The organism is Methylobacterium sp. 37f, from assembly GCF_023093475.1.
GTDB lineage: Bacteria > Pseudomonadota > Alphaproteobacteria > Rhizobiales > Beijerinckiaceae > Methylobacterium.
In genome coordinates this window covers 90128-112697 of sequence record NZ_JAGHKN010000014.1, presented here as the reverse complement: position 1 = coordinate 112697, position 22570 = coordinate 90128, and the positions used below count along the sequence as shown (strand labels likewise).

20 protein-coding genes, 3 tRNA genes and 4 pseudogenes are annotated in these 22570 nt (G+C 65.9%); 12 read left to right on the top strand and 15 right to left on the bottom strand.

What is annotated here, in order from left to right; translation table 11 throughout:
* Window positions 1-120: 120 nt before the first annotated feature.
* On the top strand, window positions 121-414 hold the full coding sequence (locus J7U37_RS12025; protein ID WP_247635869.1) for a GGDEF domain-containing protein: 294 nt from the start codon (window positions 121-123) through the stop codon (window positions 412-414).
* A gap of 140 nt (window positions 415-554) precedes the next feature.
* Here the strand turns inward: J7U37_RS12025 and J7U37_RS12020 are convergent, their stop codons facing one another.
* The gene (locus J7U37_RS12020) at window positions 555-1364 is read right to left on the bottom strand and encodes an FkbM family methyltransferase (RefSeq protein ID WP_247635868.1); all 810 of its coding nucleotides are present in this window, start codon (window positions 1362-1364) and stop codon (window positions 555-557) included.
* Between the two features lie 487 nt (window positions 1365-1851).
* Between J7U37_RS12020 and J7U37_RS12015 the strand changes: the two genes are divergently transcribed.
* Together J7U37_RS12015 and J7U37_RS12010 are read left to right on the top strand one after the other, a co-directional pair.
* Window positions 1852-2226 (top strand): hypothetical protein, encoded by a 375-nt coding sequence (locus J7U37_RS12015; protein WP_082507950.1) that lies wholly within the window; start codon window positions 1852-1854, stop codon window positions 2224-2226.
* Between the two features lie 171 nt (window positions 2227-2397).
* Window positions 2398-2529 (top strand): annotated as a pseudogene (locus tag J7U37_RS12010) (Y-family DNA polymerase); the annotation flags it as partial.
* 111 nt (window positions 2530-2640) lie between these two features.
* Here J7U37_RS12010 and J7U37_RS12005 read toward each other — a convergent pair.
* From J7U37_RS12005 to J7U37_RS11975, 7 genes are all read right to left on the bottom strand, one after another.
* Window positions 2641-2871 carry a hypothetical protein gene (locus J7U37_RS12005; RefSeq protein WP_056185545.1) on the bottom strand — a complete coding sequence of 77 codons (231 nt, stop codon included), beginning with the start codon at window positions 2869-2871 and terminating at the stop codon, window positions 2641-2643.
* Window positions 2872-2945: 74 nt separating this feature from the next.
* Window positions 2946-3608 (bottom strand): sugar transferase, encoded by a 663-nt coding sequence (locus tag J7U37_RS12000; protein WP_247635871.1) that lies wholly within the window; start codon window positions 3606-3608, stop codon window positions 2946-2948.
* 372 nt (window positions 3609-3980) lie between these two features.
* Window positions 3981-4379: a hypothetical protein gene (locus tag J7U37_RS11995; protein WP_247635867.1), complete on the bottom strand. Its 399-nt coding sequence runs from the start codon at window positions 4377-4379 to the stop codon at window positions 3981-3983.
* The gene (locus J7U37_RS11990) at window positions 4376-4654 is read right to left on the bottom strand and encodes a hypothetical protein (RefSeq protein WP_247635866.1); all 279 of its coding nucleotides are present in this window, start codon (window positions 4652-4654) and stop codon (window positions 4376-4378) included. The genes J7U37_RS11995 and J7U37_RS11990 overlap by 4 nt, the downstream gene beginning before the upstream one ends.
* Window positions 4655-4924: 270 nt before the next feature.
* Window positions 4925-4999 (bottom strand) — tRNA-Thr (locus J7U37_RS11985).
* A 147-nt stretch (window positions 5000-5146) separates the two neighbouring features.
* Window positions 5147-5605: an NUDIX hydrolase gene (locus J7U37_RS11980; RefSeq protein ID WP_056185555.1), complete on the bottom strand. Its 459-nt coding sequence runs from the start codon at window positions 5603-5605 to the stop codon at window positions 5147-5149.
* Between the two features lie 326 nt (window positions 5606-5931).
* The gene (locus tag J7U37_RS11975; RefSeq protein WP_200935818.1) at window positions 5932-6396 is read right to left on the bottom strand and encodes a MarR family transcriptional regulator; all 465 of its coding nucleotides are present in this window, start codon (window positions 6394-6396) and stop codon (window positions 5932-5934) included.
* Between the two features lie 513 nt (window positions 6397-6909).
* On the opposite strand from J7U37_RS11975, the gene J7U37_RS11970 reads away from it, so the two are divergent.
* The 4 genes and pseudogenes from J7U37_RS11970 (at window position 6910) to J7U37_RS11955 (ending at window position 9223) form a co-directional block, all read left to right on the top strand.
* Window positions 6910-6999, top strand: a tRNA-Ser gene (locus J7U37_RS11970).
* 132 nt (window positions 7000-7131) lie between these two features.
* Window positions 7132-7785, top strand: a complete 654-nt coding sequence (locus tag J7U37_RS11965) for a hypothetical protein (protein ID WP_247635865.1) — start codon at window positions 7132-7134, stop codon at window positions 7783-7785.
* 78 nt (window positions 7786-7863) lie between these two features.
* Window positions 7864-7980 (top strand): annotated as a pseudogene (locus J7U37_RS11960) (site-specific integrase); the annotation flags it as partial.
* A gap of 61 nt (window positions 7981-8041) precedes the next feature.
* Window positions 8042-9223 (top strand): annotated as a pseudogene (locus J7U37_RS11955) (IS3 family transposase).
* Window positions 9224-9264: 41 nt separating this feature from the next.
* Here the strand turns inward: J7U37_RS11955 and J7U37_RS11950 are convergent.
* From J7U37_RS11950 to htpG, 3 genes are all read right to left on the bottom strand, one after another.
* Window positions 9265-9340 (bottom strand) — tRNA-Thr (locus J7U37_RS11950).
* A 94-nt stretch (window positions 9341-9434) separates the two neighbouring features.
* Complete coding sequence (locus J7U37_RS11945; protein WP_056485108.1) at window positions 9435-11087, bottom strand: DEAD/DEAH box helicase; 1653 nt, start codon at window positions 11085-11087, stop codon at window positions 9435-9437.
* A 163-nt stretch (window positions 11088-11250) separates the two neighbouring features.
* A complete protein-coding gene (gene htpG, locus J7U37_RS11940; RefSeq protein WP_247635864.1) occupies window positions 11251-13086 on the bottom strand; it encodes a molecular chaperone HtpG in 1836 nt (611 codons plus the stop codon).
* A gap of 231 nt (window positions 13087-13317) precedes the next feature.
* Here htpG and J7U37_RS11935 point away from each other — a divergent pair, with 231 nt between their 5' ends.
* Window positions 13318-13620 carry a hypothetical protein gene (locus tag J7U37_RS11935; RefSeq protein WP_056181892.1) on the top strand — a complete coding sequence of 101 codons (303 nt, stop codon included), beginning with the start codon at window positions 13318-13320 and terminating at the stop codon, window positions 13618-13620.
* A gap of 99 nt (window positions 13621-13719) precedes the next feature.
* Here the strand turns inward: J7U37_RS11935 and J7U37_RS11930 are convergent, their stop codons facing one another.
* Complete coding sequence (locus tag J7U37_RS11930; protein ID WP_247635863.1) at window positions 13720-16569, bottom strand: EAL domain-containing protein; 2850 nt, start codon at window positions 16567-16569, stop codon at window positions 13720-13722.
* A 266-nt stretch (window positions 16570-16835) separates the two neighbouring features.
* Between J7U37_RS11930 and J7U37_RS11925 the strand changes: the two genes are divergently transcribed.
* Window positions 16836-17183, top strand: coding sequence for a cupredoxin domain-containing protein (locus J7U37_RS11925; RefSeq protein WP_247635862.1), 348 nt, complete (start codon window positions 16836-16838; stop codon window positions 17181-17183).
* A gap of 106 nt (window positions 17184-17289) precedes the next feature.
* Here the strand turns inward: J7U37_RS11925 and J7U37_RS11920 are convergent, their stop codons facing one another.
* Window positions 17290-18291 carry a hypothetical protein gene (locus tag J7U37_RS11920; protein ID WP_247635861.1) on the bottom strand — a complete coding sequence of 334 codons (1002 nt, stop codon included), beginning with the start codon at window positions 18289-18291 and terminating at the stop codon, window positions 17290-17292.
* Window positions 18292-18609: 318 nt separating this feature from the next.
* Between J7U37_RS11920 and J7U37_RS11915 the strand changes: the two genes are divergently transcribed.
* On the top strand, window positions 18610-18771 hold the full coding sequence (locus J7U37_RS11915; protein ID WP_200935883.1) for a hypothetical protein: 162 nt from the start codon (window positions 18610-18612) through the stop codon (window positions 18769-18771).
* Between the two features lie 28 nt (window positions 18772-18799).
* Here J7U37_RS11915 and J7U37_RS11910 read toward each other — a convergent pair whose 3' ends face one another.
* Window positions 18800-19906 (bottom strand): cytochrome c peroxidase, encoded by a 1107-nt coding sequence (locus J7U37_RS11910; RefSeq protein WP_247635860.1) that lies wholly within the window; start codon window positions 19904-19906, stop codon window positions 18800-18802.
* A 196-nt stretch (window positions 19907-20102) separates the two neighbouring features.
* On the opposite strand from J7U37_RS11910, the gene J7U37_RS11905 reads away from it, so the two are divergent.
* Complete coding sequence (locus tag J7U37_RS11905) at window positions 20103-21143, top strand: glutamine synthetase beta-grasp domain-containing protein (RefSeq protein ID WP_056181877.1); 1041 nt, start codon at window positions 20103-20105, stop codon at window positions 21141-21143.
* A gap of 284 nt (window positions 21144-21427) precedes the next feature.
* Window positions 21428-21565, top strand: a pseudogene (locus J7U37_RS11900) (transcriptional regulator); the annotation flags it as partial.
* Between the two features lie 68 nt (window positions 21566-21633).
* On the opposite strand, the gene J7U37_RS11895 reads toward J7U37_RS11900, so the two are convergent.
* A complete protein-coding gene (locus J7U37_RS11895; protein ID WP_056182011.1) occupies window positions 21634-22563 on the bottom strand; it encodes a glutaminase in 930 nt (309 codons plus the stop codon).
* Window positions 22564-22570 lie beyond the last annotated feature (7 nt).

Sequence of the window (22570 nt, the reverse complement as noted above, 5' to 3'; positions counted from 1 at the left end):
CGGTCGTGCCGGCTTCGACCTCCTGCAGCAGAGGGTGCTCCATGCGGCCTGATCAAGGCCCAGGAGCCGGCGTAACCTTACTCATCACCCCTCAATCGCCCATCAGCACCAGAAGTGCGGATGAACCACAGCGCCGACCTCGTCAAAGCAGCCGATACCGCGCTCTATCGAGCCACGCACGACGGGAGAAACCGGTCGCAACTGCTCTTGTCCGATCAGGCTGGCGTGAAGAAGGCGAGGCAACAGCAGACGAACAGGGACGCCTCTGTGCCGCTGCGGAATAGCCAATCGGCAAACAGCGAAGGAACGCGACGGCATCCCTCGCTGCGCTTGAGCGAAACGCATCTCCGCGCAAGCCGCCACCCCGCCGCCTTCGGCTCGTCCTCCGATCAGATCATGCCCTCGCCGGCCTGATCGTTGGTGCGGGTCCCCTCGTCGTCGCGCGAGTGATAGATCCATTCGCCTTGCGCTGCGGCATACCGGCGAAATACAAAGATCCACACAGACATTGTCGGCGGACGGTTAGGCAATAGGCGCCAGTCGCCTTGAATGGATTATGACTTCAACTTCAAGGCTGCAATGATGTTTTGCTTCGACGAATGAACTGCGACATAATTGGGCGGGCCTTGGAACGTTTCGTCCCTGACATTGTATTTCTTAAAATCGACACCTCGCGGCATCAATGGACCGACGACAAAACCGTACCCGGACAGCAAATTCCAAAAATCAATAAGCAAAAACTTGGAGTATATGTTTATCATTCCAAACTCGAACTGTATGGCCGAGATACGATTGCCGCTGAGCATTTCTGAGAAACCTCCTAAAACGAGATTTTCTGCTCCCTCTACGTCCATCTTCAAAAGATCTATGGATTCTATTCCGTTGGATTTGCAATATTCATCGCCTGTTCTGACGATAGATTTTCGCTTGTTCCAGTTCCCTTTGTTGATTTCCGTTCCTTCAATGAGCGAAGATAATCCGTCCTGGCTGGAATTGTAGTTTACGTCTATCTCGCCTGATTTATCAGATAGACCAAATTTATTGATGGTAACTCGGTCTGATTTCACGTTGACAAGAAACTTGGCGTACGTTTCGGGAACTAACTCGAACGCATGAATTTTGGCCTCTCGAAGCCTGTCCAGGCATGCGTTCGTATATTCGCCTTTGTTTGCGCCGACATCAAAAATCGTAACCGCGCCCAAGTCCGCCATTCTATTAAGAATATAAAACTCGCCATTTGTATTCATGTCGTGGTTTATGTTTTTGTAGCTCTGAATATAGAGCGTGGCTGCTCGATAAATCGCATAAGACACCGGCCCCAGATTTTGTGAGACAAGCCGGATCGAATACTTCAGGGCACCCATGGTTCAAGGCTCCGATATGATTATGAATATCTGCGTTTGAAACACAGCCGGTCTTGTCCGGTTTAATGGTCGCTTTATCATCAAGTGTGTCTTTATTTCAGCCTCTTCTCCGACGCTCAGTGTAGCGCCAGTCGGCAGTGATGTGGCTCTAACGGGTCATCCGGGCGTTCAGATCCTCGGCATCGGCGAGGCACACGGCCATGACCCGGCCGTCGCGGTTGGTGTCGCCCGGATCGCAGGTAACCCCGGATCGCAGGTGACCCTGGATTGCAGGTGACCCTGGATTGCAGGTGACAAGGTGACGATCCAGAGCTCACCCGCGAGGGCAGGGCTATTCGCCGCCTCGGACAGCGAAGGCTACCCTGCGTTTCCTCAGACCTCTGGGGGGCACCGGGCGCCATCATCTTCGCCCGCCCAGGACATTCCGAGGCAGGTTTTGCATGGGGTCGCTTGTCGCCTCCGAACCGCCTGCGCTATGACTTCGGCCATGAAGATCTCGCGCCTCATCCAAAAGCTGGCCTCCAACACCTCTGAAGGCCGGATGCCGGGTTTCGATGAGGTCTACTACCGATACTGGTATCGCGATGTCGCGCAGTTCCCCGGAACGCCTCTGCAGCATTACCTCCAGCACGGATGGAAGGAAGGCCGCGACCCCAGCGCCGGCTTCAGCGGTGACGGCTATCTGACGGCCAATCCGGATGTCAAAGCCAACGGCTTCAATCCGCTCGCTCACTTCTTGGAGTTCGGTTTGGCAGAGGGGCGGATCGGTTGGCAGAAAGACCCGGCATCGCCTGCACCACCCGGACGATTCATCGCGAACACTGAAGCGCCGAAGCTTTTGGCTCCTCCGCAGAAGCGTTGACCGTTGCCCGCCCGGCTTCTGCGCCTTCGCTAGAGTTCGTCAGGGCCCAGCGGAAACCGGTTCTCCCGACCAGACAAACGAAAGCAAAAGACTCTCGCGCAGCCCCTCCCTGGTCAGCCCCGATGGAATCCCCAGCGCGGGGCTTGTCCCGTTTTCGCTCTGCTCGCGAGGGGCGATCCCTGGTTCAAGATCCGTCAGCCGTGCTTGCGCGACGGGGTTCGCGTCTTCTCCTCGAACGATACGCTCTATGGCGACCTCGGCGCCTGCACGAAGGCGGTCAACCGCGACTTCGCGCCGTCCGTGTTCGGGAGGCGCAGCCCGCGGCACAGGACGCCGTTGGCCGAGCGACCGACGGCGCATGCCTGTGCCTGAGGGACTGCTCGGCGGATCTCAAGGCCGTGTTCGGGTGAGGTTTTAGTTTTTGCGACCCAGTGGACGCAGCAACGCCCCGAGCATGAAGGCCAGCTGGGCGCAGATCATGAGTGCGGCGGCACGTCTGAAGCCCCCATCAAGGCTTAGACCGTAGAAATAGGCGCTGTAGGCAATCTCAAGAGCGACGACGGGGATGAATATGATGGCTTGCCAGATCGTGCCAAGCCGCCCCAATCCAAGACCAAGCAGCACGTTCAGTAAGATGGCCTTCACTGGGTTTCTCCACCGGCCCAGCGTCAGGCCGGTGTGCTCCGTGATCTTGATCGTTCACCGGAGCACGGGAATGGTCAGCGGCTCCCGCGCTGCGCGAGTACGGCTGGAACCGTGCGCAGCATGATGGCGACGTCGCGCGCGAAGCTCCAGCGGGTGGCGTAGTCGAGGTCCAACGCGACCCGCTCCGCATAGGTGCAATTGCTGCGCCCTGACACCTGCCAGAGCCCGGTCACGCCGGGCGTAACCGAGAAGCAGGTCTCGAACGCCGTGCCGTAGCGCTCCAACTCGGCGGTTACGATCGGACGCGGGCCAACCAGGCTCATTTCTCCGCGAAGGACGTTGATGAGCTGGGGCAGTTCGTCGAGGCTGGTCTTGCGCAGCACCGCGCCCAGAGGCGTCACCCGGGGGTCGTTGGTCAGCTTGTGGGTCTCGTCCCACTCGCGCTGTGCCGCGGGATTGACGGCCAGATAAGCGCGCAGCACGTCATCGCCGTTGGTGACCATCGAGCGAAACTTGAGGCAGCCGAAGCGACGGCCTCCCTGTCCGATGCGCATATGCCGAAAGATCGGGCTCTTGCGATCCGCGGACCAGACGAGCGCCCCAATGAGAAAAAGCAGCGGCAGGAGGAGGACGAATGCCGTGCCCGCGATGGTGATGTCGAGGGTACGCTTGGCCAAACGCTCCAAGCGGCGAGTCTCTCCGACAGGCGTATCACGTGTAAGGACCGCTACGTTCAACTGCTCGTTCCGATGCTGAGAGGCAAAATGAGGGGTGAGAGCATTTTCGTTTCGCAGCATGGTCTCAGACCCTCTCACAGGCTGGGGGGAAGCTGGTTAACAATTTCTTGCTGCACTGCACCTAACGCATAAAAAGGCCGCTCGCAAGGTGATGCCTTGCGAGACGCAATTGTCATCGATTCTCATAAAGTAGAAACAATAAAAGTACGCAGCTTCGTGGAACCGTCTGCTCAGCAACGGAGTTCACGAGGCCCATACTCTGAGCAAAGATCGCTCGATCGGTGCCGAACTGCTCTCTCATCGGGCTGAAGGAGCGGGATTTTTCGACTTTAGAGATGCATCTGATGCATGCCAGCTCAGTGTTGGCCGTGATCAGGCGCCCCGCTCCCGTGCACGGTTCATCACCCGGAGACGCAGCGGGCGGCCTGCGATGGCACCGCCGAGGCCGTCCGTGATCGCGAGCGGGAAGCAGCCGGCAATGCCCTTGAGCGCTTCGGAGAGGAACTCCTTTTGCGCAGCGACATCACCTTTCAGGTTCGTGTGAGTAATCCGCGGCTGCCCCTGCAGGCTCCCGTCCCGCTTGATGCTGAACAGGACCGTGACTTCCGAGCCGGCCGACCCCGCAGGGCCGCCCACCGATTGCGCACAGGAGCCGAGCCGCTGCCACAGCCCATCCAGGGTCGAGGCCGGCTCAGCGCGGGCATCGGCGGTGGCCGCGACGATCAGCGTTGTGGCGAGGGCAAGCAAGCGCATGACGGTGGCGCCGATCACCGAGGCTGCGGCTTCGAGGGCTCGGCGCCGCGAAGGGCCTCGCCGAGATCGCTGTCTTCGCTGTCGTCATCGGGTTCCTCGGTCGAGTACCCGTCCTTGTCGGGCGCCGACAACTCCCGCTGCCCCCGCGGCTTCGCCTCCAGGTCGAGATCCCGCTCTCGCTTCGTGCGCGGCGCCTCGAGCGGGCTGTCGGACCCAGGCTGAAGGCTCTGCGCATCGGCAGGCGCCGCCATGAAGAGGCCGATGGCTGCCAACGAGAGGACGGCGCGGTTCATCGGTTTGCTCCAGGACCACCGGTTCGCGGCCATATCCGACCCTACACCCTGGCGGGCGCGGCGTCCGCTCCGTCGGCGATTGTCGGCGCTGAAGACCGCTCCGGAGACATCGACGGCAAGACCCTGTGCGGCGTGCGCCGGCTGATGCAGGCGGATCTCTCGCGCGTTCGAAATCTCTCGCGCGTTCGGAAGGGCATTCCCCACGACAGCGAGGGATCGGCCAGCGGCCGGCACCACCGTCCCCAAGGTCTTGTTGCGATAAGGGAAAGGTGGTGCTGCTGGACAGGATTGAACTGTCGACCTCCTCATTACCAATGAGGTGCTCTACCACTGAGCTACAGCAGCGAAACGTCCTGGGTTGCGGCGAAGGCCGTGCGAACCGGACGGACGGGCAATTAGCCGATCATCATGCCCTTGGCAATCGCATCGCGGCGAATCTTGTCGGTTTCTCGCGCGTTCGCATTCGAATCCGCATCCGGCCCTGCGTCGCCGTCAGGCGAGGGCGCCGGTTTCGCGCTTGCAGGCCGCGCGGATGATCGCCGCCAGACCGGCCTCCGCTACGGCCTCGGCCGCCTCGGACGGCGTGAACCAGCGATCCTCGCGCTGGTGCCGCTCGGGCCAGTGCTTGAGCTGCTTGCGGACCTCCAGGGGAAACACCTTCACCTGACACAGAACCGCGTCGCGGCTCTTCAGGCGCTTCTCGTAGAGGTAGAAGCCGAGGGGGCGCTTGCCGATGGTACCGAGGAGGCCGGCCTCCTCGTAGGCCTCGCGCGCGGCGGCATCGTAGGGCTTGCGCCCCTTCATCGGCCAACCCTTCGGGATCACCCAGCGACGGCTCTCGCGGGAGGTGATCAGCATGATCATGTAGCCGCCATCCGGCATCCGCCTGAACGGCAGCGCGCCGACCTGCCGGCGCGGGTCGATGTCCGCGTCTCCCCCATGCACACTCATGGCTGGGAAACGCCGAACGCAACCGCGAGTTCGCCCTTGGTCCGTCGATGCCGGACCGCTCGACCCTGCGTCCCCCAGCGGGTGTGGACGCGAAGCGCTCGGGCCCGAGGCGGAGCGGTTCGCAAATGTCCGGTTCGCGGAAGCCTCGTGCGCAGAACCGTCGGTTGAGCATTCACGATCGGCAGGGTCCCGCAAAGGTGAGAAGAAGGGCCTGTCCGCAGCGCGCCGCAGCCGGCAGGATGTCCTGCGGCATAGCGGGGTTTCCGGCGACCCGGCAAGAAGAACTTAACCGGCAAAGTTTCGGGTCTGGCCCATGGTGCCGCGCATCACCCGCCGACGCTGAGATTGGCGATGAGCGCGTTGAGGTCGGCGCGCATGGCCTGGACCTCGGGCTCCGACATGTTGAGCTGGCACATCACCGATTCCCGCACGGCTGCGGCTTCGGTGCGCAAGGCCTGGCCGCGCGGCGTCAGGGCGATCTCGACCTCGCGTTCGTCCGAGCGCCGCCGGTTCCGCACCAAGAACCCCGCCGCTTCCAGACGCTTCAGCACCGGTGTCAGCGTGCCGGAATCGAGGCGCAGGCGCCGTCCGATCTCCGAGACGGTGATGCCGTCCGTCTCCCACAACACCAGCAGCACGAGATATTGCGGGTAGGTCAGGCCCATGCGCTCCAGCATCGGCCGGTACGACTTCGTCATCCGGTGGGCGGCCGCGTAGAGGGCATAGCAGAGCTGGTTGTCGAGGAGCAGCGGATCGGTGAGTGGCGCTGTCGTCTCGCGGGGAACGTTCATCATGCACGCCATGCTACCGAAAGTCCCGGCTACCGAAAGTCCCAGTTTCTGAAAGTCCCGGTCATTGGAGGTTCCGACCACCGGAAGTTTCCGGCCCTCCAGGCTCGGGTTGGCGAAGCGCCGGAATCCGTCACGGCGACGACCCCGGATCAGAACCATCGCGCGCCCCGGCGGAGAAGCGACGATAGCGGAGCCAGGTCCCTCCAGTATATGGCTGTTTCGCCGTAGGGACGAATCCTTTCCCGCATGGCCCTGGAGCCTGCTGGCGGCCGGGGCCGCAGACCGGGTGCGTCCCTCCGACCGCACGCCCTCCAGACGGTTGCGCTTCGCCCCGGATGGAGCGCTTCGCCGCGCCGGAGCGGCCCGGGCTCCCCTGTCTCTACCCGGTCACACCGATCCCCCGCACGCGAAATCCGTCGCGCCGTCTCGCAAAGCGCCGTCGACCCAATCCGCCGCTTGTGAAACCCGAAGCACTCGTGTTAGTCACCCCTCGTCTCATCGAGGCGCCTTCGCGGAGAGGTGGCAGAGCGGTTGAATGCACCGCACTCGAAATGCGGCATGCCTGCAAGGGCATCGGGGGTTCGAATCCCCCCCTCTCCGCCACTTAGATTAGCAATCTCAGCGACTTAAGCAAAATGGCATCGCGGCTGAGGTCTGCGTTTTTAGCTTCGCCCGCTGCTGGTAGACATCGTGCCACGCTCACGGCACGCTGCCGTCAGGCGCGTGGAGAACCATGTGGACGGAACGCAGTCGCTAGCATGCCGCGAGGACGTCCTCGCGCAGTATTGCCTCATCCGAGCCTCGATCCAATCGGTGCTCCGTCAGGCTGTGAGCCGCTGCCGCAAGCCTGACTTTGATCGGGCAGCCAAGCACCTCGACCTGTGGGACCAAAAGCAGCTCGAGGATGGCACAGTTTTCGACATGCTCTGCGACATCGCCCTCATGGAGCCGAATCAGCGTGGTAGGCGCGTTTACGACCGTTTCCTCGAGGAGGGGGCCGTCCATCTGGATGACGCCGACCAGGAGATCGCTCGACGGATGGCTTCCGCTTCGTTCTCGATCTTCCGGGTTACAGGCTGGCACGACGCTGCCGGGGTTTGGCTCGATGACTTACTCGTTACGGAGCGTCGGCTCTGGCTGGTCGACGCAGGTCTCGAAGCGTCGGCTCCTGAAGGCGTGACCATAGCCATGCGCGTGTTCGACGCCGGCCCGTTCCACGCCGGCTTCGGCATCGTGGTCATACCTGACGCTGACCTCGTAGAGGTCTGCGTTGCGTCTGCGACGAGGGACAATCCACTTCCAGTGCGTCACTCGCTGGCGGCGGCGCTCTATGGCGATGAGATCGCGCTTGCTGCTCTGGATGATCTCGACGACATATCCGACGTTTGACGCGTCGACTGGGGTCCTCCTTGGACCGGCTGTGCCGTCGTCCTACGCATGACCGATACAACCGTTGTGAGTGCAGCTTTGGCAACGATTTGGAAGCTCATGGGTAGGTGGCAAGCTCAGGTGCGCCGGCTCGGGATGAAGCCGAGAGCGAAGAGCTTCGACACGAAGGGCGAGGCAGAGCACTGGGCGCGAGACTGATCCTCCCCTGGTTCCACGGACACCTCTGATGCGCTCGTGACGGGCGGGGAGGTGTTTGATGGCGAAGGCGAGACGCGAGTTCACCCCAGAATTCAAACGCGAGGCGGTGGTCCGGCTGGAGAGTAGCGGCCGGCCGCAGATGCAGATCGCGGCCGAATTTGAGATCCAACCCTCCATGCTAAGGCAGTGGCGCTCGGCGCTGATGGGAGGCTCCCCACCACCGCGGACCGCAGAATTACCAGGAACCGCATCCGCGAGCCCGGTGGCTTCCCCCTCCGACCAAGCCGCCGAGATCGCTCGTCTGCGGCGTGAACTCGATCGGACGCGCATGGAACGCGACGTCCTAAAAAAGCGATCGGCATCTTTACGGAGATACCCAAGTGACGTTCGCTTTCATCGATCAGCATGCAGGCACCTGGCCGGTGCGTCTCATGTGCCGCGTGCGCGAAGTCTCCCCGAGCGGCTATTACGGCTGGCGATCACGCCCCGAGAGTGTCCGGTCGGCGTCCAACCGTCAGCTCCTGGCCACGTCCAGCGTATCCATACCGGGCATCACAGGCGCTACGGCTCGCCTCGCGTGCATGCCGCGCTGCGGGCAGAGGGCCGAACGGCCAGCCGCGGGCGGGTGGAACGCCTGATGCGCCGTCACGGCATCCGGGCTTTGGCAGGACGTAGATTCTAGCCCTGCACGACCGACAGCCGTCACGACCTGCCGATCGCGCCGAACCTCCTGAAGCAGCTCTTCTCGGCCGCGCTGCCCAATACGGTCTGGCTGGCGGATATCACCGATCTGCCGACCGGACAGGGCTGGCTCTCCCTGGCCGCCATCCTCGATCCCGCCACTCGCAAGATCGTCGGCTGGTCCCTGCGCGAGCACATGCGGACCGAATTGACGTCGGCGGCTCCGATGATGGCCACCCAATGGCAAAAACCGGGGGCTGGCCTCATCTGCCACTCGGATCGCGGTAGCCAAGACGCCGCCGAAGCCTACAGAGCGCAGCTCGTCGGCATGGAGGCGATACCCTCCATGAGCCGGGCCGGCTGCTGCTACGGTAACGCCCCGATAGAAAGCTTCTTCCACACCCTTGAGGTCGAACTCGTCCACCAACGACGATGGGCGACCCGGGACGAGGCCAGACGCGACCTGTTCGCCGACATCAAAGGCTACTCCAATCGGCAGCGTATCCACTCGGCTCTCGGCGACATCACACCCGAGCAAGCCGAACGGAATGCGAGCTAAACCCCGTGTCCGTAAAATCAGGGGAGGATCAGGAGAGCACGTGGTGCCGGTTGCGGGACTTGAACTCGCGACCTACCGCTTACAAGGCGGTTGCTCTACCAGCTGAGCTAAACCGGCGTGCCGCCTTGCGCTAGCAGGGCCGTCAACGGCGCGCAAGTCCGGTGCTGGGGGGGCGGGACGGATCGTCGGTCGGGTGACGGCGAGCCCGTGGCTAGGCGGCGAGATCTCCCAGCCGGCGCGTGTCGGAGAAGGTGCGGCCATCCGGGAAGCGATAGCGAACCGCTTCCGTCAGGCGACCGTTCGGCCAGATTTCGATCGCCTCCGGGCGGGTGAGGGCATCGGTCTGCTCCAGGGCCTCGGCGGCGGTCATCGGCGCGTCGCGCCCGCCCCCGAGGTGCCGCCACCACTGCACCGCCTTCTCGCGCGGGTAACCGGCCTGGGCGAGACCGATGACGATCTGGTGGTGCCGCCCGTCGCGCAAGTGGAAGGTCACGGCGAGGTCGTCGGGGAAGCCGGAGCGCGGACGGGCCACGAAGCTCCAGTCGGCGATGGGCTCCCAGGTGGCGGAGGTCCGGGCCGGCCCCGGGTTGGAAAGGATCGGGTGTTCATCGTCGGCGGACGCTTCGTGGCTCGGACCGGCCTCCTCCCCGTCGGGCTCGACCCAGCAGGCCTCGCAGGTGCTGGCATTGAGGGCGATCAGGGCGCCGCAGCCGGGGCAGGCCTTGGCGCGGATCTCGCCCTCGCGGCCCCGGATCGCCGCCGCGCTGCGGGCGGTGACGATGTCGACGGGGCCGTGCATCCGCACCAGCCCGGCATAATCGAGGATGAGCGCGTCGGTCTTGCCGGGCGCGCGCCGCAGGGCCCGGCCCACCTGCTGCACGTAGAGCCCGGTGCTTTGCGTGGGCCGCAACAGCGCGATGAGATCGACCTGGGGTACGTTGAAACCGGTGGCGAGCACGCCCACCGAGGTCAGGCAGCGCACCCGGCCCTCGCGGAAGTCGCGGACGATGCGGTCGCGCATCCGCTTCGGCGTCTCGCCCGAGAGGGTTTCGCAGGAATACCCTTCGTCCCGGATCGCGTCGCGGACGGCCGTGGCGTGGGCGATGCCGGCGCAGAACGCGAGCCAGGCGCGCCGCCCGTGCCCGTAGCCCACCAGTTCCTCCACCGCCGCGCGGGTGATCCAGTCCTGGTTCACCGCCGCCTCGAGGGCACTGGGGATGTAGTCGCCGCCGCGCCGCGGCACGCCACTCACGTCGAGGGCGGTGATGGTGGCCTTGGAGACCAGGGGAGCGAGGTAGCCCTGATGGATGAGGTCGCCGACATTGGCCTCGTAGACGATGTCCTCGAACAGCCGGCCCGCACCCGCGTCGAGACGGCCGCTGTCGAGGCGATAGGGCGTGGCGGTGAGGCCGACGACGCGCAGATGGGGGCGTGCGGTTCGCAGGGCGGCTAGGAAGCGGCCGTAGCGGGTTTCCGCGTCGCGCGGGATGAGATGGGCCTCGTCCACGATGACGAGCTCGAACGGGTCGAGGTCGTGCGTCCGGTTCCAGATCGACTGGATGCCGCAGAACAGGACCTGCGCGCCGGCGTCGCGGCGTCCCAGCCCGGCGGAATAGATGCCCGCGGGGGCCTCGGGCCAGAGCGCGAGGAGTTCGCGGTGGTTCTGCGCGATCAACTCGCGGGTGTGGGTGACGACGACGATGCGGTGGGCCGGATCGCGATCCAGCACCTCCCGCACCAGGGCCGCGATGACGAGCGACTTGCCGGCTCCGGTGGGCAGGACGATGAGCCCGGCGCCGGCCCGGCGCGTCCAGGCGGCGTACAGGGCATCGAGGCTGGCACGCTGATAGGGTCGAAGGTCCATCGGCGGGGGTTCTAACGCCGGCGGGCGCCGCCGTCCGTGGCCAATCTGCCGCGTCCCGCGTCGGCGCGATGGCGGGTCCGGGAATGTCCCGCCGGCAGGCGCCCGGCCGATCGTCCCGGCGGGCTGCACCCGCCGGGATATCCGGTCGTTCTGACGACCGCGCTCAGGCTGCCGCGAGAGCCGCCGCCATCTTCTGCGCGAAGGCGACCGGATCGCGCGGCGTGTCGCCGTCCTGGACGCGGGCCAGGTCGAGCAGCGTGCCGGCGGCGTCGGCGATATCCTCCTGCGCCTCGATCCGGGCCCCGAGGGAGCGGATCAGCGGATGGCGCGGATTGATCTCGAGGACCGGCAGGCCGCCGGCGCCCCGCCCGGCGCGACGCAGCAGGCGCTGCATCTGCAGGTCGGGGCCATGACCCGAGGCGGACAGCACCACGGCGCTCTCGACGAGCCGGTCGGTGGCTCGTACGTCCGACACATCCGCCGCCAGCGTGGTCCTCAGGGCGGCGACGAGCGCCTCGACGGAGGCCGGAGCCTCCTCACCCTCGGGGGTCTCGCTGGCGAATTTCGACAGGTCGACCGACCCCTGCGTGACCGAGCGCAGGGGCTTGTCGTCGAAGCGCCCGAGTGCCTCCGGCCAGAACGCGTCGACATGGTCGGAGAGCAGCAGCACCTCGACCCCGCGCGCCCGGAAGCCTTCGAGCTGCGGCGAGCGCCGGAGGGCGTCGGCATCGTCGGCCACGAGGTAGTAGATCGCGTCCTGGCCGTCCTTCATGCGGGAGACGTAGTCGGGCAGGGAGGTCCAGCCCTCGACGGCCGAGGAGTGGAAGCGCAGCAGCGGCGCGATCTCGGACCGGCGCTCGTGATCCTCGTAGATGCCTTCCTTGAGGACCGGGCCGAAATTCTCCCAGAACGGCCGGTAGCCCTCGGCGTCCTTCGCCCGGGTGGTGAGTTCAGACAGCACCCGCCCGGTGACGGCGCGACGGATCTTGGTCAGCACCGGCGTCGCCTGCAGCATCTCGCGCGAGACGTTGAGCGGCAGGTCCTCGGTGTCGACCACGCCCTGCACGAAGCGCAGCCAGGAGGGAAGCAGTTCGGCTTCGTCGGTGATGAACATGCGCCGGACATGCAGGCGCACCTTGCTGGCGCGCTCGCCCTCCACCGCCTGGAACGGCTTCATGCCGGGCACGAACAGCAGGGCGGAGAATTCCAGAGCCCCTTCGGCGCGCCAGTGCAGGGTGGCCCAGGGCTCGTCGAAGTTCATGCCGACATGGCGGTAGAACGCGGTGTACTGCTCGGGCGTCACCTCGGACTTCGCCTTGCGCCACAGAGCCGTGCCCTGGTTGGCGTTCTCCTCCTTGCCGTCCTCGCCCTGGATGGCGATCGGCACGGTGATGTGGTCGGCCCATTTGCGCACGACGTGGTCGAGCCGGTAGCTTTCCAGGTACTCGTCGGCATCGTCCTTGAGGTGCAGGACGATGTCGGTGCCGGGCTCTGCGCGGGTGGCGGGCTCCAGGGTGTAGCTGCCCTGTCCCTCGGAGGCCCAGGTCCAGGCCTCGTCCGAGCCGGCGCGGCGCGAGGTGACGGTGACCCGGTCGGCGACCATGAAGGCCGAGTAGAAGCCGACGCCGAACTGCCCGATCAGGCTCGGCTTGTCCTCGTGCTTGGCGTCTCCCAGGCTCTGGCTGAAGGCCCGAGTGCCCGAGCGCGCGATGGTGCCGAGGTTCTGGGCCAGTTCCGCCTTGGTCATGCCGATGCCGGCATCCGAGAGCGTTAGGGTCCGGGCCGCTTTGTCGGGGACGATGCGGACCTTGGCATCGGGCGGCAGGGCGGAGGCCTGGTCGGTCAGCGCCTCGAAGCGGCGCCGGTCCATGGCGTCGGCGGCATTGGCCACCAGCTCGCGCAGGAAGATCTCGCGGTCGGAATAGAGAGCGTGGACCACGAGGTCCAACAGGCGGCCGACTTCGGCACCGAATTCGTGCCGTTCCACGGTGTCGCTCAAGGGAACGCCTCCTGATGGCGAAAAGAATGAGAAGCGAGCGCGATATGCCTCCGCGCCGAGGCGAATTCAATGGCGGCCCAGCTCGAGTCCGCGATCCCGGCGGACGGATGTCTCCGGTGACGATCGGGCCGCCATCGCGGATGCGCTTCGATTCCGCCGTGCTGCAATGCAACCTTCGCGGGTCTGGGGCGTAGCCGTGCCTTCACACCCACCCAGAGCGAGACGGCCCCGATGGAACCGATGAAGCCGATGGCCCCCATGAAGCCCATGGAACCGATGAAGCCGATGAAGGGATCGGATCCCTGGTGGCCGCAGGAGCTGGGCCAGCCCTCCACCAGCGGCGGGCAGAACGACATGCGCTACGCGTTCTTTCCCGACAAGCATCGCCTGCTGATCGAAGCCGACGGCAAGCTCACCACCTACGACAGCGGCGACCACCAGATCAGCGGCGTCTCGCAGTCGAACGGGCGTTCGCCGACCTTCTCGAGCCAGAACGGCGATGTCGCCGTCGACGACCTCAAGGTGGTCGACTGAGCGTCGGGCCGGCGCGGGAGACCGCTCCCGCGCTGCCCGGAGCCGTCCCGCACGATGGCACTTCCGGGATGAAGACCCGTCTCAAGGCAGGAGCCTGTTTCAGGCCACGGCCCGCCCGGTCTCGCCGGTCCCGCGCGACCAGCGCTCGATCGCCTTCGGAACTTCGCTGGCCGGGCTCGGCCGGGCGAAGTAATAGCCCTGGCCCTCGTCGCAGCCCTCGCTCCGCAGGCGCTCGAACTGGGCCTCGGTTTCGATCCCCTCGGCGGTGGTGCGCATGCCGAGGCTGAGGCCGAGGCCGATCACCGCCCGGACGATCAGGCCGGAATCGGTCTTGTTGGTGATGTCGCGCACGAACGACTGGTCGATCTTGATCTTGTCGAACGGGAAGCTGCGCAGGTAGCTCAGGGATGAGTAGCCGGTGCCGAAATCGTCCATGGCGATCCGCACTCCGAGGCGGCGCAGGGCGTAGAGCGTCGCCAGCGTGGCCAGGTTGTCCTTGAGCAGCACCGACTCGGTGATCTCCAGTTCGAGCCGTCCCGGGGGGAGGCGGCTCGCCGACAGGGCCTGGCGCACCGCCTCGACGATGACCTCGTCGCGGAACTGCACCGCCGAGACGTTGACCGCGACCTTGATGCCGTCGGGCCAGCGCATCGCCTCGGTGCAGGCGGTGGTGAGGCACCAGGCTCCCAGCGGTACGATGAGGCCGATCTCCTCGGCGACGGCGATGAAATCCCCGGGGGGTACGAGACCGCGCACCGGATGGCGCCAGCGAACCAGCGCCTCGAAGCCCCCGACGCGGCGGGCACGGAAATCGTAGATCGGCTGGTAGTGCAGCTCGAATTCTTCGCGCGCCAGCGCCTCGCGCAGATCGAGTTCGAGGGCCCGGCGCGCCTGCAGGCTGATATCCATTTCGGCTTCGAAGAAGCGCCAGGTTCCGCGCCCATCCGCCTTGGCGCGGTAGAGGGCGACATCGGCGTTCTTGAGGAGCTTGTCGCAGGTCGTGCCGTCGCCGGGCGCGAAGCAGACGCCGATGCTCACGCCGACGCTGGCACGATGGCCGTCGATCTCGTAGGGCGCACTGACCACCTCGACGATCCGGCGGGCCAGCACGGCGGCCTCCTGCGGGCGGCCGGTCTCCGACAGGATGATGGCAAACTCGTCGCCGCCGAGACGCGCCACGGTGTCGACGTCCCGCACGCAGGCCCGGAGCCGATCCGCGACGGCCCGCAGGAGGGCGTCGCCCACCGGATGCCCCAGGGTGTCGTTGACCTCCTTGAAGCGATCGAGGTCGAGGCAGAGCACCGAGAACGGGCTGCCGGCGCCGAGATGTGCCACCGCCTCCTCGATCCGCTCGCCGAACATCGCCCGGTTCGGCAGGCCGGTGAGAACGTCGTGGCGGGCCATGAAGGCGATGCGGGCATCGGCTTCCCGGCGCTCGGTCACGTCCTCGTAGGTCGCCACGAGGCCGCCCCCGCGCACCGCCTTGTGCGAGACGGCGACCACCCGGCCATCGCCGAGATGGAGGAAATCCGCGTCCACGGTGCCGCCGCTCGCGGTTTTGGCCTGCGCGCGGACGAAGGCGTCCGGCGCCGGCTCCGGGTAGTCGCACCGCGCGGCGCTCAAGGACGCGACCTCGTGGTAGGTCAGGCCGAAGGGGAGCTGCGCCGAAGCGAGGCCGAAGATCTCGCAGTAGCGCCGGTTCACGACGGTGAGCCGCCCGGTGGAATCGAATAGGCACAGGCCCTGGGACATGTTGTCGAGGGCGGTGTCGAGCCGCAGGTTGGTGGATTGGAGGGTCGCCTCCTGGATCTTGAGCAGGGTGATGTCGCTGCAGACCGCGATGAACCCGCCGGTGCGGGTGTCGCTCCGGCTGATCCGGAGCCAGCGGCCGTCGGCGAGGCGGAGTTCGCTGCGCTCGTCGGTGGCGGACAGGAGAGCCTGGGCGAGCGTGCCCGAATCGCCGCCATCGCCCTCGGCGAGACGGGCGATCGTGCTGCCCGGTGCCAGAGTACCGGAGGAGAGGCCGAGATAATCCTCCGCCTGGCTGTTGGTCAGGGTGATCCGTCCGGCCTCGTCGACGACGACGATGCCTTCCCGCGAGGTCTCCAGGGCGTCGGCGAGCTGGTCCTCGGCGGAAATCCGCTGCGCGACCTCCTTCTCCATGGCATGGCGGATGTTGTCCCGCATGGTGCCCATGGCGGCCAGCAGGGTTCCGACCTCGTCGCCGCCGCCGGCCGGCATGGTGCCGCTGAGATCGCCGCCCGCGATGCGGGTGGCCGCCCGCGAGGCATCGGCGAGCGGGTTCATGATGCGGCGTGCCAGGCAGAACGCCACGGTGCCGGACAAGAGCACGGCGATGAGGGTTCCGAGGAGATTGAACCGGGTCTCCCGAGCCACGATGGCGCGGGCCTGCTGACGATAGATGAAGCCGTCGCCCGCGGTGTAGTTGATGAACAGGTCGAAGTTTTCCTCCGCCACGGCGGCGTGGCGGTCCAGGTCCGCATAGGCCGCTTCGTCCCGGCCGAGATCGGTGATCCTGGCCCGCGCCTCCGTCCAGGCGGCGACCGCCTGCTCGGCCGCCTGCGCCGCTCGCGTCGCCCGCTCGGACTGGGCGCGCTCCACGGCGATCTCGAGGTCCTCGGCGAGCAGGCGCTGCAGACCGACGAGGCGCTCGTCGAGAACCGTGCGGGCCGCCGGGTCGGTGACCATCCAGCGCCGCGCTTCGGCCGTCCGCATCCCGGCGAAATCGGTGGCGGCGGCGCGCGCGTAGTTGATCGACATCAGCGAGCGGTCGAAGGTCTGGCTGACGAGTTCGTCGGTCCGGCGGATGCTGGAGGCGGCCGACAATCCGAGCGCTCCGGTGATCGCGCTCATGATCAGGAAAGCGATGACGATCCATCCCCGGATCGTGCCAAGCAACTTGCCGGTTATCGTGCCGAATGCTTCCATCAAACTCCGGCGGCCTCGGAAACGCGACGGCATCGGGGTTTCGGGAAACGTCATCACTGCTGTCCCGTTGCCCCTGCCAAAGAAGAATAATCGAGATATGTTAAAGCGATCTTGCTGCATGCCTTGAGCGTTTCGACCTTAACCGCCCGTTCACTCCGTTATGACAGGGGTCGTGGTGCCGTGTCTTCCCGTCGATTGTCCGGTCCTTCGTTCGATGTCGACGGGCCAAGCGGAAGGCCACGGCATTACGAGCGGATGGAGAACGGATGCGGCGCCTGACCTCATTCTGCGTGACGTTCGGATTTCTGGGGGCGGCCAGCGCCGGCCTCGCTCTGGCGGCCGTTGGAACTCCGAGCCTGCACGTGTCGCAGAAGGGGCGCGCCTTCCAGCCGAACGCCCTGAATGTGTCGCGGGGCGCGCGGGTGGAGATCGTCAATGACGATGGCGACCTCCTCCACCACGTCTACATCGACGCGCCCGACTTCAGCTTCGATTCCGGGGACCTGAAGCCCGGAAGCCGGACCCAGGTGGTCTTCACCGTACCCGGGACCTTCGCGGTTTTGTGCGGCATCCATCCCAAGATGCGCCTGACCGTCCGCGTCGACGGCCACTAAGGTCCCGCGGGAGCCTTCCGCCTCCCGCCGCCGAGGCGGTCTCGGCCGCGAGAGGCTTTCGTTTGTCGTGTCGGGATAACCGGTTTCCGCTGATCCCGGACACCCTCTAAAGCACGGTCGAGCCCTGCAGCAGCGCATGGGCGCCGTAGTAGAGCCCGATGAAGGCCGCGAGGGCCGCCCCGAAGCCCACGGGCGTCAGGGCCAGGCTGCGCAGGCGGTAGGGCGCCGTGGCGTTGTCGGCGGCGATCGCCACCATGGCGACGATGATCGGGGCATGGCCGATCGCGTCGATCTTCCCGAACTCGAAGATCGCCGTGACGAAGGTGGCGGCCAGCAGGATCGCGGCGACCCGGCGGACGAGCGGCGTGCAGACCAGCGCGAAGGCGAGCGCGAACTCCACCGCCCCGGCGGCCTTCATGAAGAACTCGCCCGTGAACCCGAGTGTCATGGCCGGATGTTCGATGAAGAGCGGATAGGACCATTGGGGATAGGCCCATTTCTCGACCGAGGCCCACATCAGGGTCACGGCGGCGGTGTAGCGCACGAGATCGAGCGGCCGGACGTTTCCAGGCAGCGCCCGGCCGAGGCCGGTCAGGGCGCAATAGCCGGCGAGTCCGAGGAAGATCGGATAGTCGGCGAGGTGGAATGCACCGTACTCGGCCACCGCAGTGGCGAACAGCACGACGATCCCCAGGGCCGAGAGGGGCATTGTCCGGCGCCACAGGAACCCGGTGGCGATGGCGAGCTGGAACCAGGGCAGGGCGGTGTTGGCGGTCTTCAGCTCCGGAGTCAGGATAACGCCGCCCAGCGTCCAGAGCGCGACGAAGAAGGCGCCCAGTACCGCCCGGAACATCAGTTCGGTGTTGGCGCGCGCCCAGGCGGTGGTGCGGTCGAGGGATCGGATCAGTGCTGCCCCCAGCACCGTTCCCTCGAGGAGCCCCCCCACCAGCAGGGCGAGGACCGAGAGGCCGACCAGCTTCTCGAAATCCGCGCACAGGACTTCGTCGAGGCCGCGCGGGGCGCCGACGAGATCGTAGGCACAGAACCATTTGACGTGCGCCATCGCGGCATTCGTGCCGGCGAGGGTGAGGAGCGTCGTCGTCATCATGACTGCGCCACGCGGCAGCCAGCGTCTTCCAGGGTGCATGGGGGAGGCCTTGTTCACGACGCCGGCGCGGGGGCTTGCCGGTCGGTAAAAACTACGCGTCTTTGTTCTTTCGCGGAAGGAATTCGTTAACGGATCTTACCAAATGGTTAACTTGTCCGGGCCCTGATTCACAGCGATCGCAAAGTATTCCTCGCATCCGACCCTCGGCGGTCAGAGTTTGATGACGGTGGCGAACGAAAGGCTATGGCGACAACTGGCCTGCCAAGCTTGGCAAAGTTAGACAAGAACCATGACCTGCCGTTTCGTCCGAAGGGCCCGATGATCGCAGCTTTGAGCCTGTCGAGCCTGATGCTTGGAACGGGCCTGTCCTACGCGGCCACGCGGAGACCGGACCGGGCCGATCGCCTCGAACTCTGGTCCGGGCGCCTGCTCGTCGGCGGGCTCGGACTTCTGGGCGCGAGCCTGCCGCTGTTCCGCTGAGGGCGAGCTTCGTCGGAGGGGCGCGTCGTCAGTTGAGGCGATGCTGGGGAGCGGCGGCCGCCGAACCATCGGCCGTCAGGGAGGTCAGGAAGGCGATCAGGTCCTGCTTCTCGGTATCGGTCAGGCCGAGCGACCGAATTGCGGGCGAGCGGCTCGGCCGGTCGATGCCGCCGCGATCGTAGAGATCGATGACCTCTTGCAGAGACTGCAGCGAACCGTCGTGCATGTAGGGCCCGCGCTCGGCGACATCGCGCAGGGTCGGGGTCTTGAACGCGTAGCGCAGCTGCTCCGAGTCCGGGAAGAACGCGGCCCGGCCGATGTCGCCACCGGTGCCGGCGCCGATGTCGTGGAAGGAGCCGTCGGTGAAGGTCCAGCCGGAATGGCAGGCCGCGCACTGGCCCTTGCCGTTGAATACCGCGAAGCCGGCCTTTGCGCTCGGGCTGATGGCGTCCTCGTTTCCGGCGACCCAGCGGTCGAACGGGGCTTCGCCGGACACGATGGAGCGCTGGAAGGTGGCCAGGGCCAGCTCGACGGTGCGGCGGCTGATCGCGCTTTCAGGGGGAGCGCCGGGGGCGGAGGCTGCCGTGGTGTGATCCGGGAAGGCGTCGGCGAAGGCCCGGACGTAAGTGGGCTCGGCCCGGAGGCGCTGCATCAGCGTGTCTTCGGGCAGGTTCATCGCGCTCGCGCTCGTGATCGGCGTGAAGGCGACATTCTCGAGATCGCGAAACTTGCCGTCCCACCCCAAGATCGGGATCTGGGCGACGTCGAGGAGGGTCGGCGTGCGCACCTTCATCGCCGCACCGGTCTCGCCGATGCCGCGCGGCCGGCCATCGCTCCACGACCGGGACGGAATGTGGCAACTGGCGCAACTCATCGTGCCACCGCCCGAAAGCCGCGGATCGAAGAACAGGCGCTGACCGAGTTCGGATTTCGCGGCGCTGTAGGGATTGTTCGCCGGATGGACCGGCTCGTCGACGCGTCGATAGGTTTCGCGCAGGGCCGCAGCCTCGGCCTGCACCGTGCCGGCCCTGGTTCCCCTCGGCTCGCCCGCCCCCAAGGACCCGATGCCGAACCCCGACGCCATGGCGGCGATCAGGGCGGCGCCCGCGAGCATGCTCCCGACCTGTCTGCGCATCGCGATCTCCTGATCCTGCCAGCGCTAGTGGGAACCCGTTAAGGAAATCTCACGCCGGTTGTTATGGTCCATTTGCCGCATCCCGGGTTCCGGAACGTCTGGCGCGATCGTTGCTTAGGCCGGCCCAGCCAGCGATGGCTGCGCATCCGCTCAGGTGTCCTCGGATGTCGCATCGCTACAGGACGAGAGGCTCGGCATGACGAAATACAAACTCGAGTATATCTGGCTCGACGGCTACACCCCGGTGCCGAACCTGCGCGGCAAGACCCAGATCAAGGAGTTCGACGGGTTCCCGACGCTCGAGCAGCTTCCGCTCTGGGGCTTCGACGGCAGCTCGACGATGCAGGCCGAGGGCGGCAGCTCCGACTGCATGCTCAAGCCCGTGCGGCACTTCCCCGATTCCACCCGCAAGAACGGCGTGCTGGTGATGTGCGAAGTCATGATGCCCGATGGCGTCACGCCGCACGCATCGAACAAGCGCGCCACCATCCTGGACGATGACGGCGCCTGGTTCGGTTTCGAGCAGGAGTATTTCTTCTACAAGGACGGCCGCCCGCTCGGCTTCCCCGCCGCCGGATACCCGGCTCCGCAGGGCCCGTACTATTGCGGCGTCGGCTACAAGGAAGTCGGCAGCATCGCCCGCAAGATCGTCGAGGAGCACCTCGACCTCTGCCTCGACGCCGGCATCAACCACGAGGGCATCAATGCCGAGGTGGCCAAGGGCCAGTGGGAGTTCCAGATCTTCGGCAAGGGCTCCAAAAAGGCCGCCGACGAGATGTGGGTCGCCCGCTATCTGCTCCAGCGCCTGTGCGAGTCCTACGAGATCGACGTCGAATACCATTGCAAGCCGCTCGGCGCGACCGACTGGAACGGCTCCGGCATGCATGCCAACTTCTCGACCGAGCACATGCGCACGGTGGGCGGACAGGCCTATTTCGAGGCGCTGATGGCGGCCTTCAAGGAGAACCTTGACGACCACATCGCCGTCTATGGCCCCGACAACCACATGCGCCTGACCGGCAAGCACGAGACCGCGGCCATCGACCAGTTCAGCTACGGCGTCGCCGATCGCGGCGCCTCGATCCGCGTGCCGCACAGCTTCGTCAACAACGCGTACAAGGGCTATTTGGAAGACCGCCGGCCCAACAGCCAGGGGGACCCCTACCAGATCGCTTCGCAGATCCTGAAGACGATCTCGTCGGTTCCGACCGAGACCAGTCAGAAGGCCGCCGCCTAAGATTTAGGCGATTTCCGTAGATATTTGCTCGATTTAAAATCACGGCCCGTCGCATCACCTGCGGCGGGCCTTCTTTTTTGCCTGTTTCGCAGGCGCTAAATCCTTTCGCTGGCACCTTTGCGCCGGATGCGGCCAGGCCAGTTGGGCCGTGGCCAGACACCGCGCGCCGAAGTCGGCAGACAAGCGTGCGCTGGGGCGATCCGTGCAGCGGTCGATCCAGGCGTCGAGGAGTGGGTCGCCGGACTTGTCGAATCACGCATAGGGCGAGTGCCGCAGCAGGTCCGGCAGCCGGAGCCCGGATCGAGCACGAGCGTGGCTACGGCTATCGCCTGATCGAGGATGGAGCGCTGCCGCCTCAGATCTTTGACCGGATCGAGATCGAGGCCCTGGTGCTCGGCCTGTCGGAGGTGCGGCACAGGGGGGGCGGCCGAGTCAGAAGGACAAGCCCCCGCGCCCTGTGGCGTGTAGCGGTCCGGAGGTCGAGCGTCCTTTACGCCCCGAAGATCGACCATCCGAGACGCTTCGTCAGCATCTCCAGGGCGATCCGCCCGAGGTGTGAGTTGCCCGAGGTGTCGAGTCCGGGCGACCAGACGGCGATCGAGGCCTTGCCGGGAGCGATCGCCAGGATGCCGCCGCCGACGCCGCTCTTGCCGGGCAGGCCGACCCGGTAGGCGAACTCGCCGGAACCGTCGTAATGGCCGCAGGTGAGCATCACCGCGTTGATGCGGCGCGCCCGCTCCGGCGAAACCACGGAATGTCCCGTGGAAGGATTGCGCCCGGAATGGGCGAGGAAGCGCCCGGCCATGGCGAGCTGGCGGCACGACATGGCGATGGCGCAGTGGTGAAAGTAGACGCCGAGGGTGAAATCGACCGGGTTGTCGAGCACCCCGAAGGATTTCATGTAGTTGGCCAGCGCCATGTTGCGGAAGCCCGTGCGCAGTTCCGAGGCCGCGACGGCCTCGTCGATGGTGATGGTGGGGTCCTGGGCCAGGAACTGCAGGAAGCGCAGGATCTCGCCGAGGGCCTCCCGAGGCTGGTGGCCCGAGAGGATCAGATCGGTGACCGCGATGGCGCCCGCATTGATGAAGGGATTGCGCGGGATGCCGCGCTCGCGTTCCAGCTGGACGATGGAATTGAACGGGCTGCCGGATGGCTCGCGCCCGACGCGGCGCCAGAGCCGGTCGCCGGCCATGCCGAGGGCGAGGGTCAGGGTAAAGACCTTCGAGATGCTCTGGATCGAGAACGGCACGTCGCAGTCGCCGCCGGCCGCGACCCGGCCCTCGGCGTCGATCACCACGAGGCCGAAGGCCCCGGCATCGACGCGCGCGAGTTCGGGGATGTAGGTCGCCACCTCGCCGCGGTCCTGCCGGTCCCGCATCTCGTCGGTGATCTCGCGGACGACACGGTCGAGGTCGGGCACGTCTGAC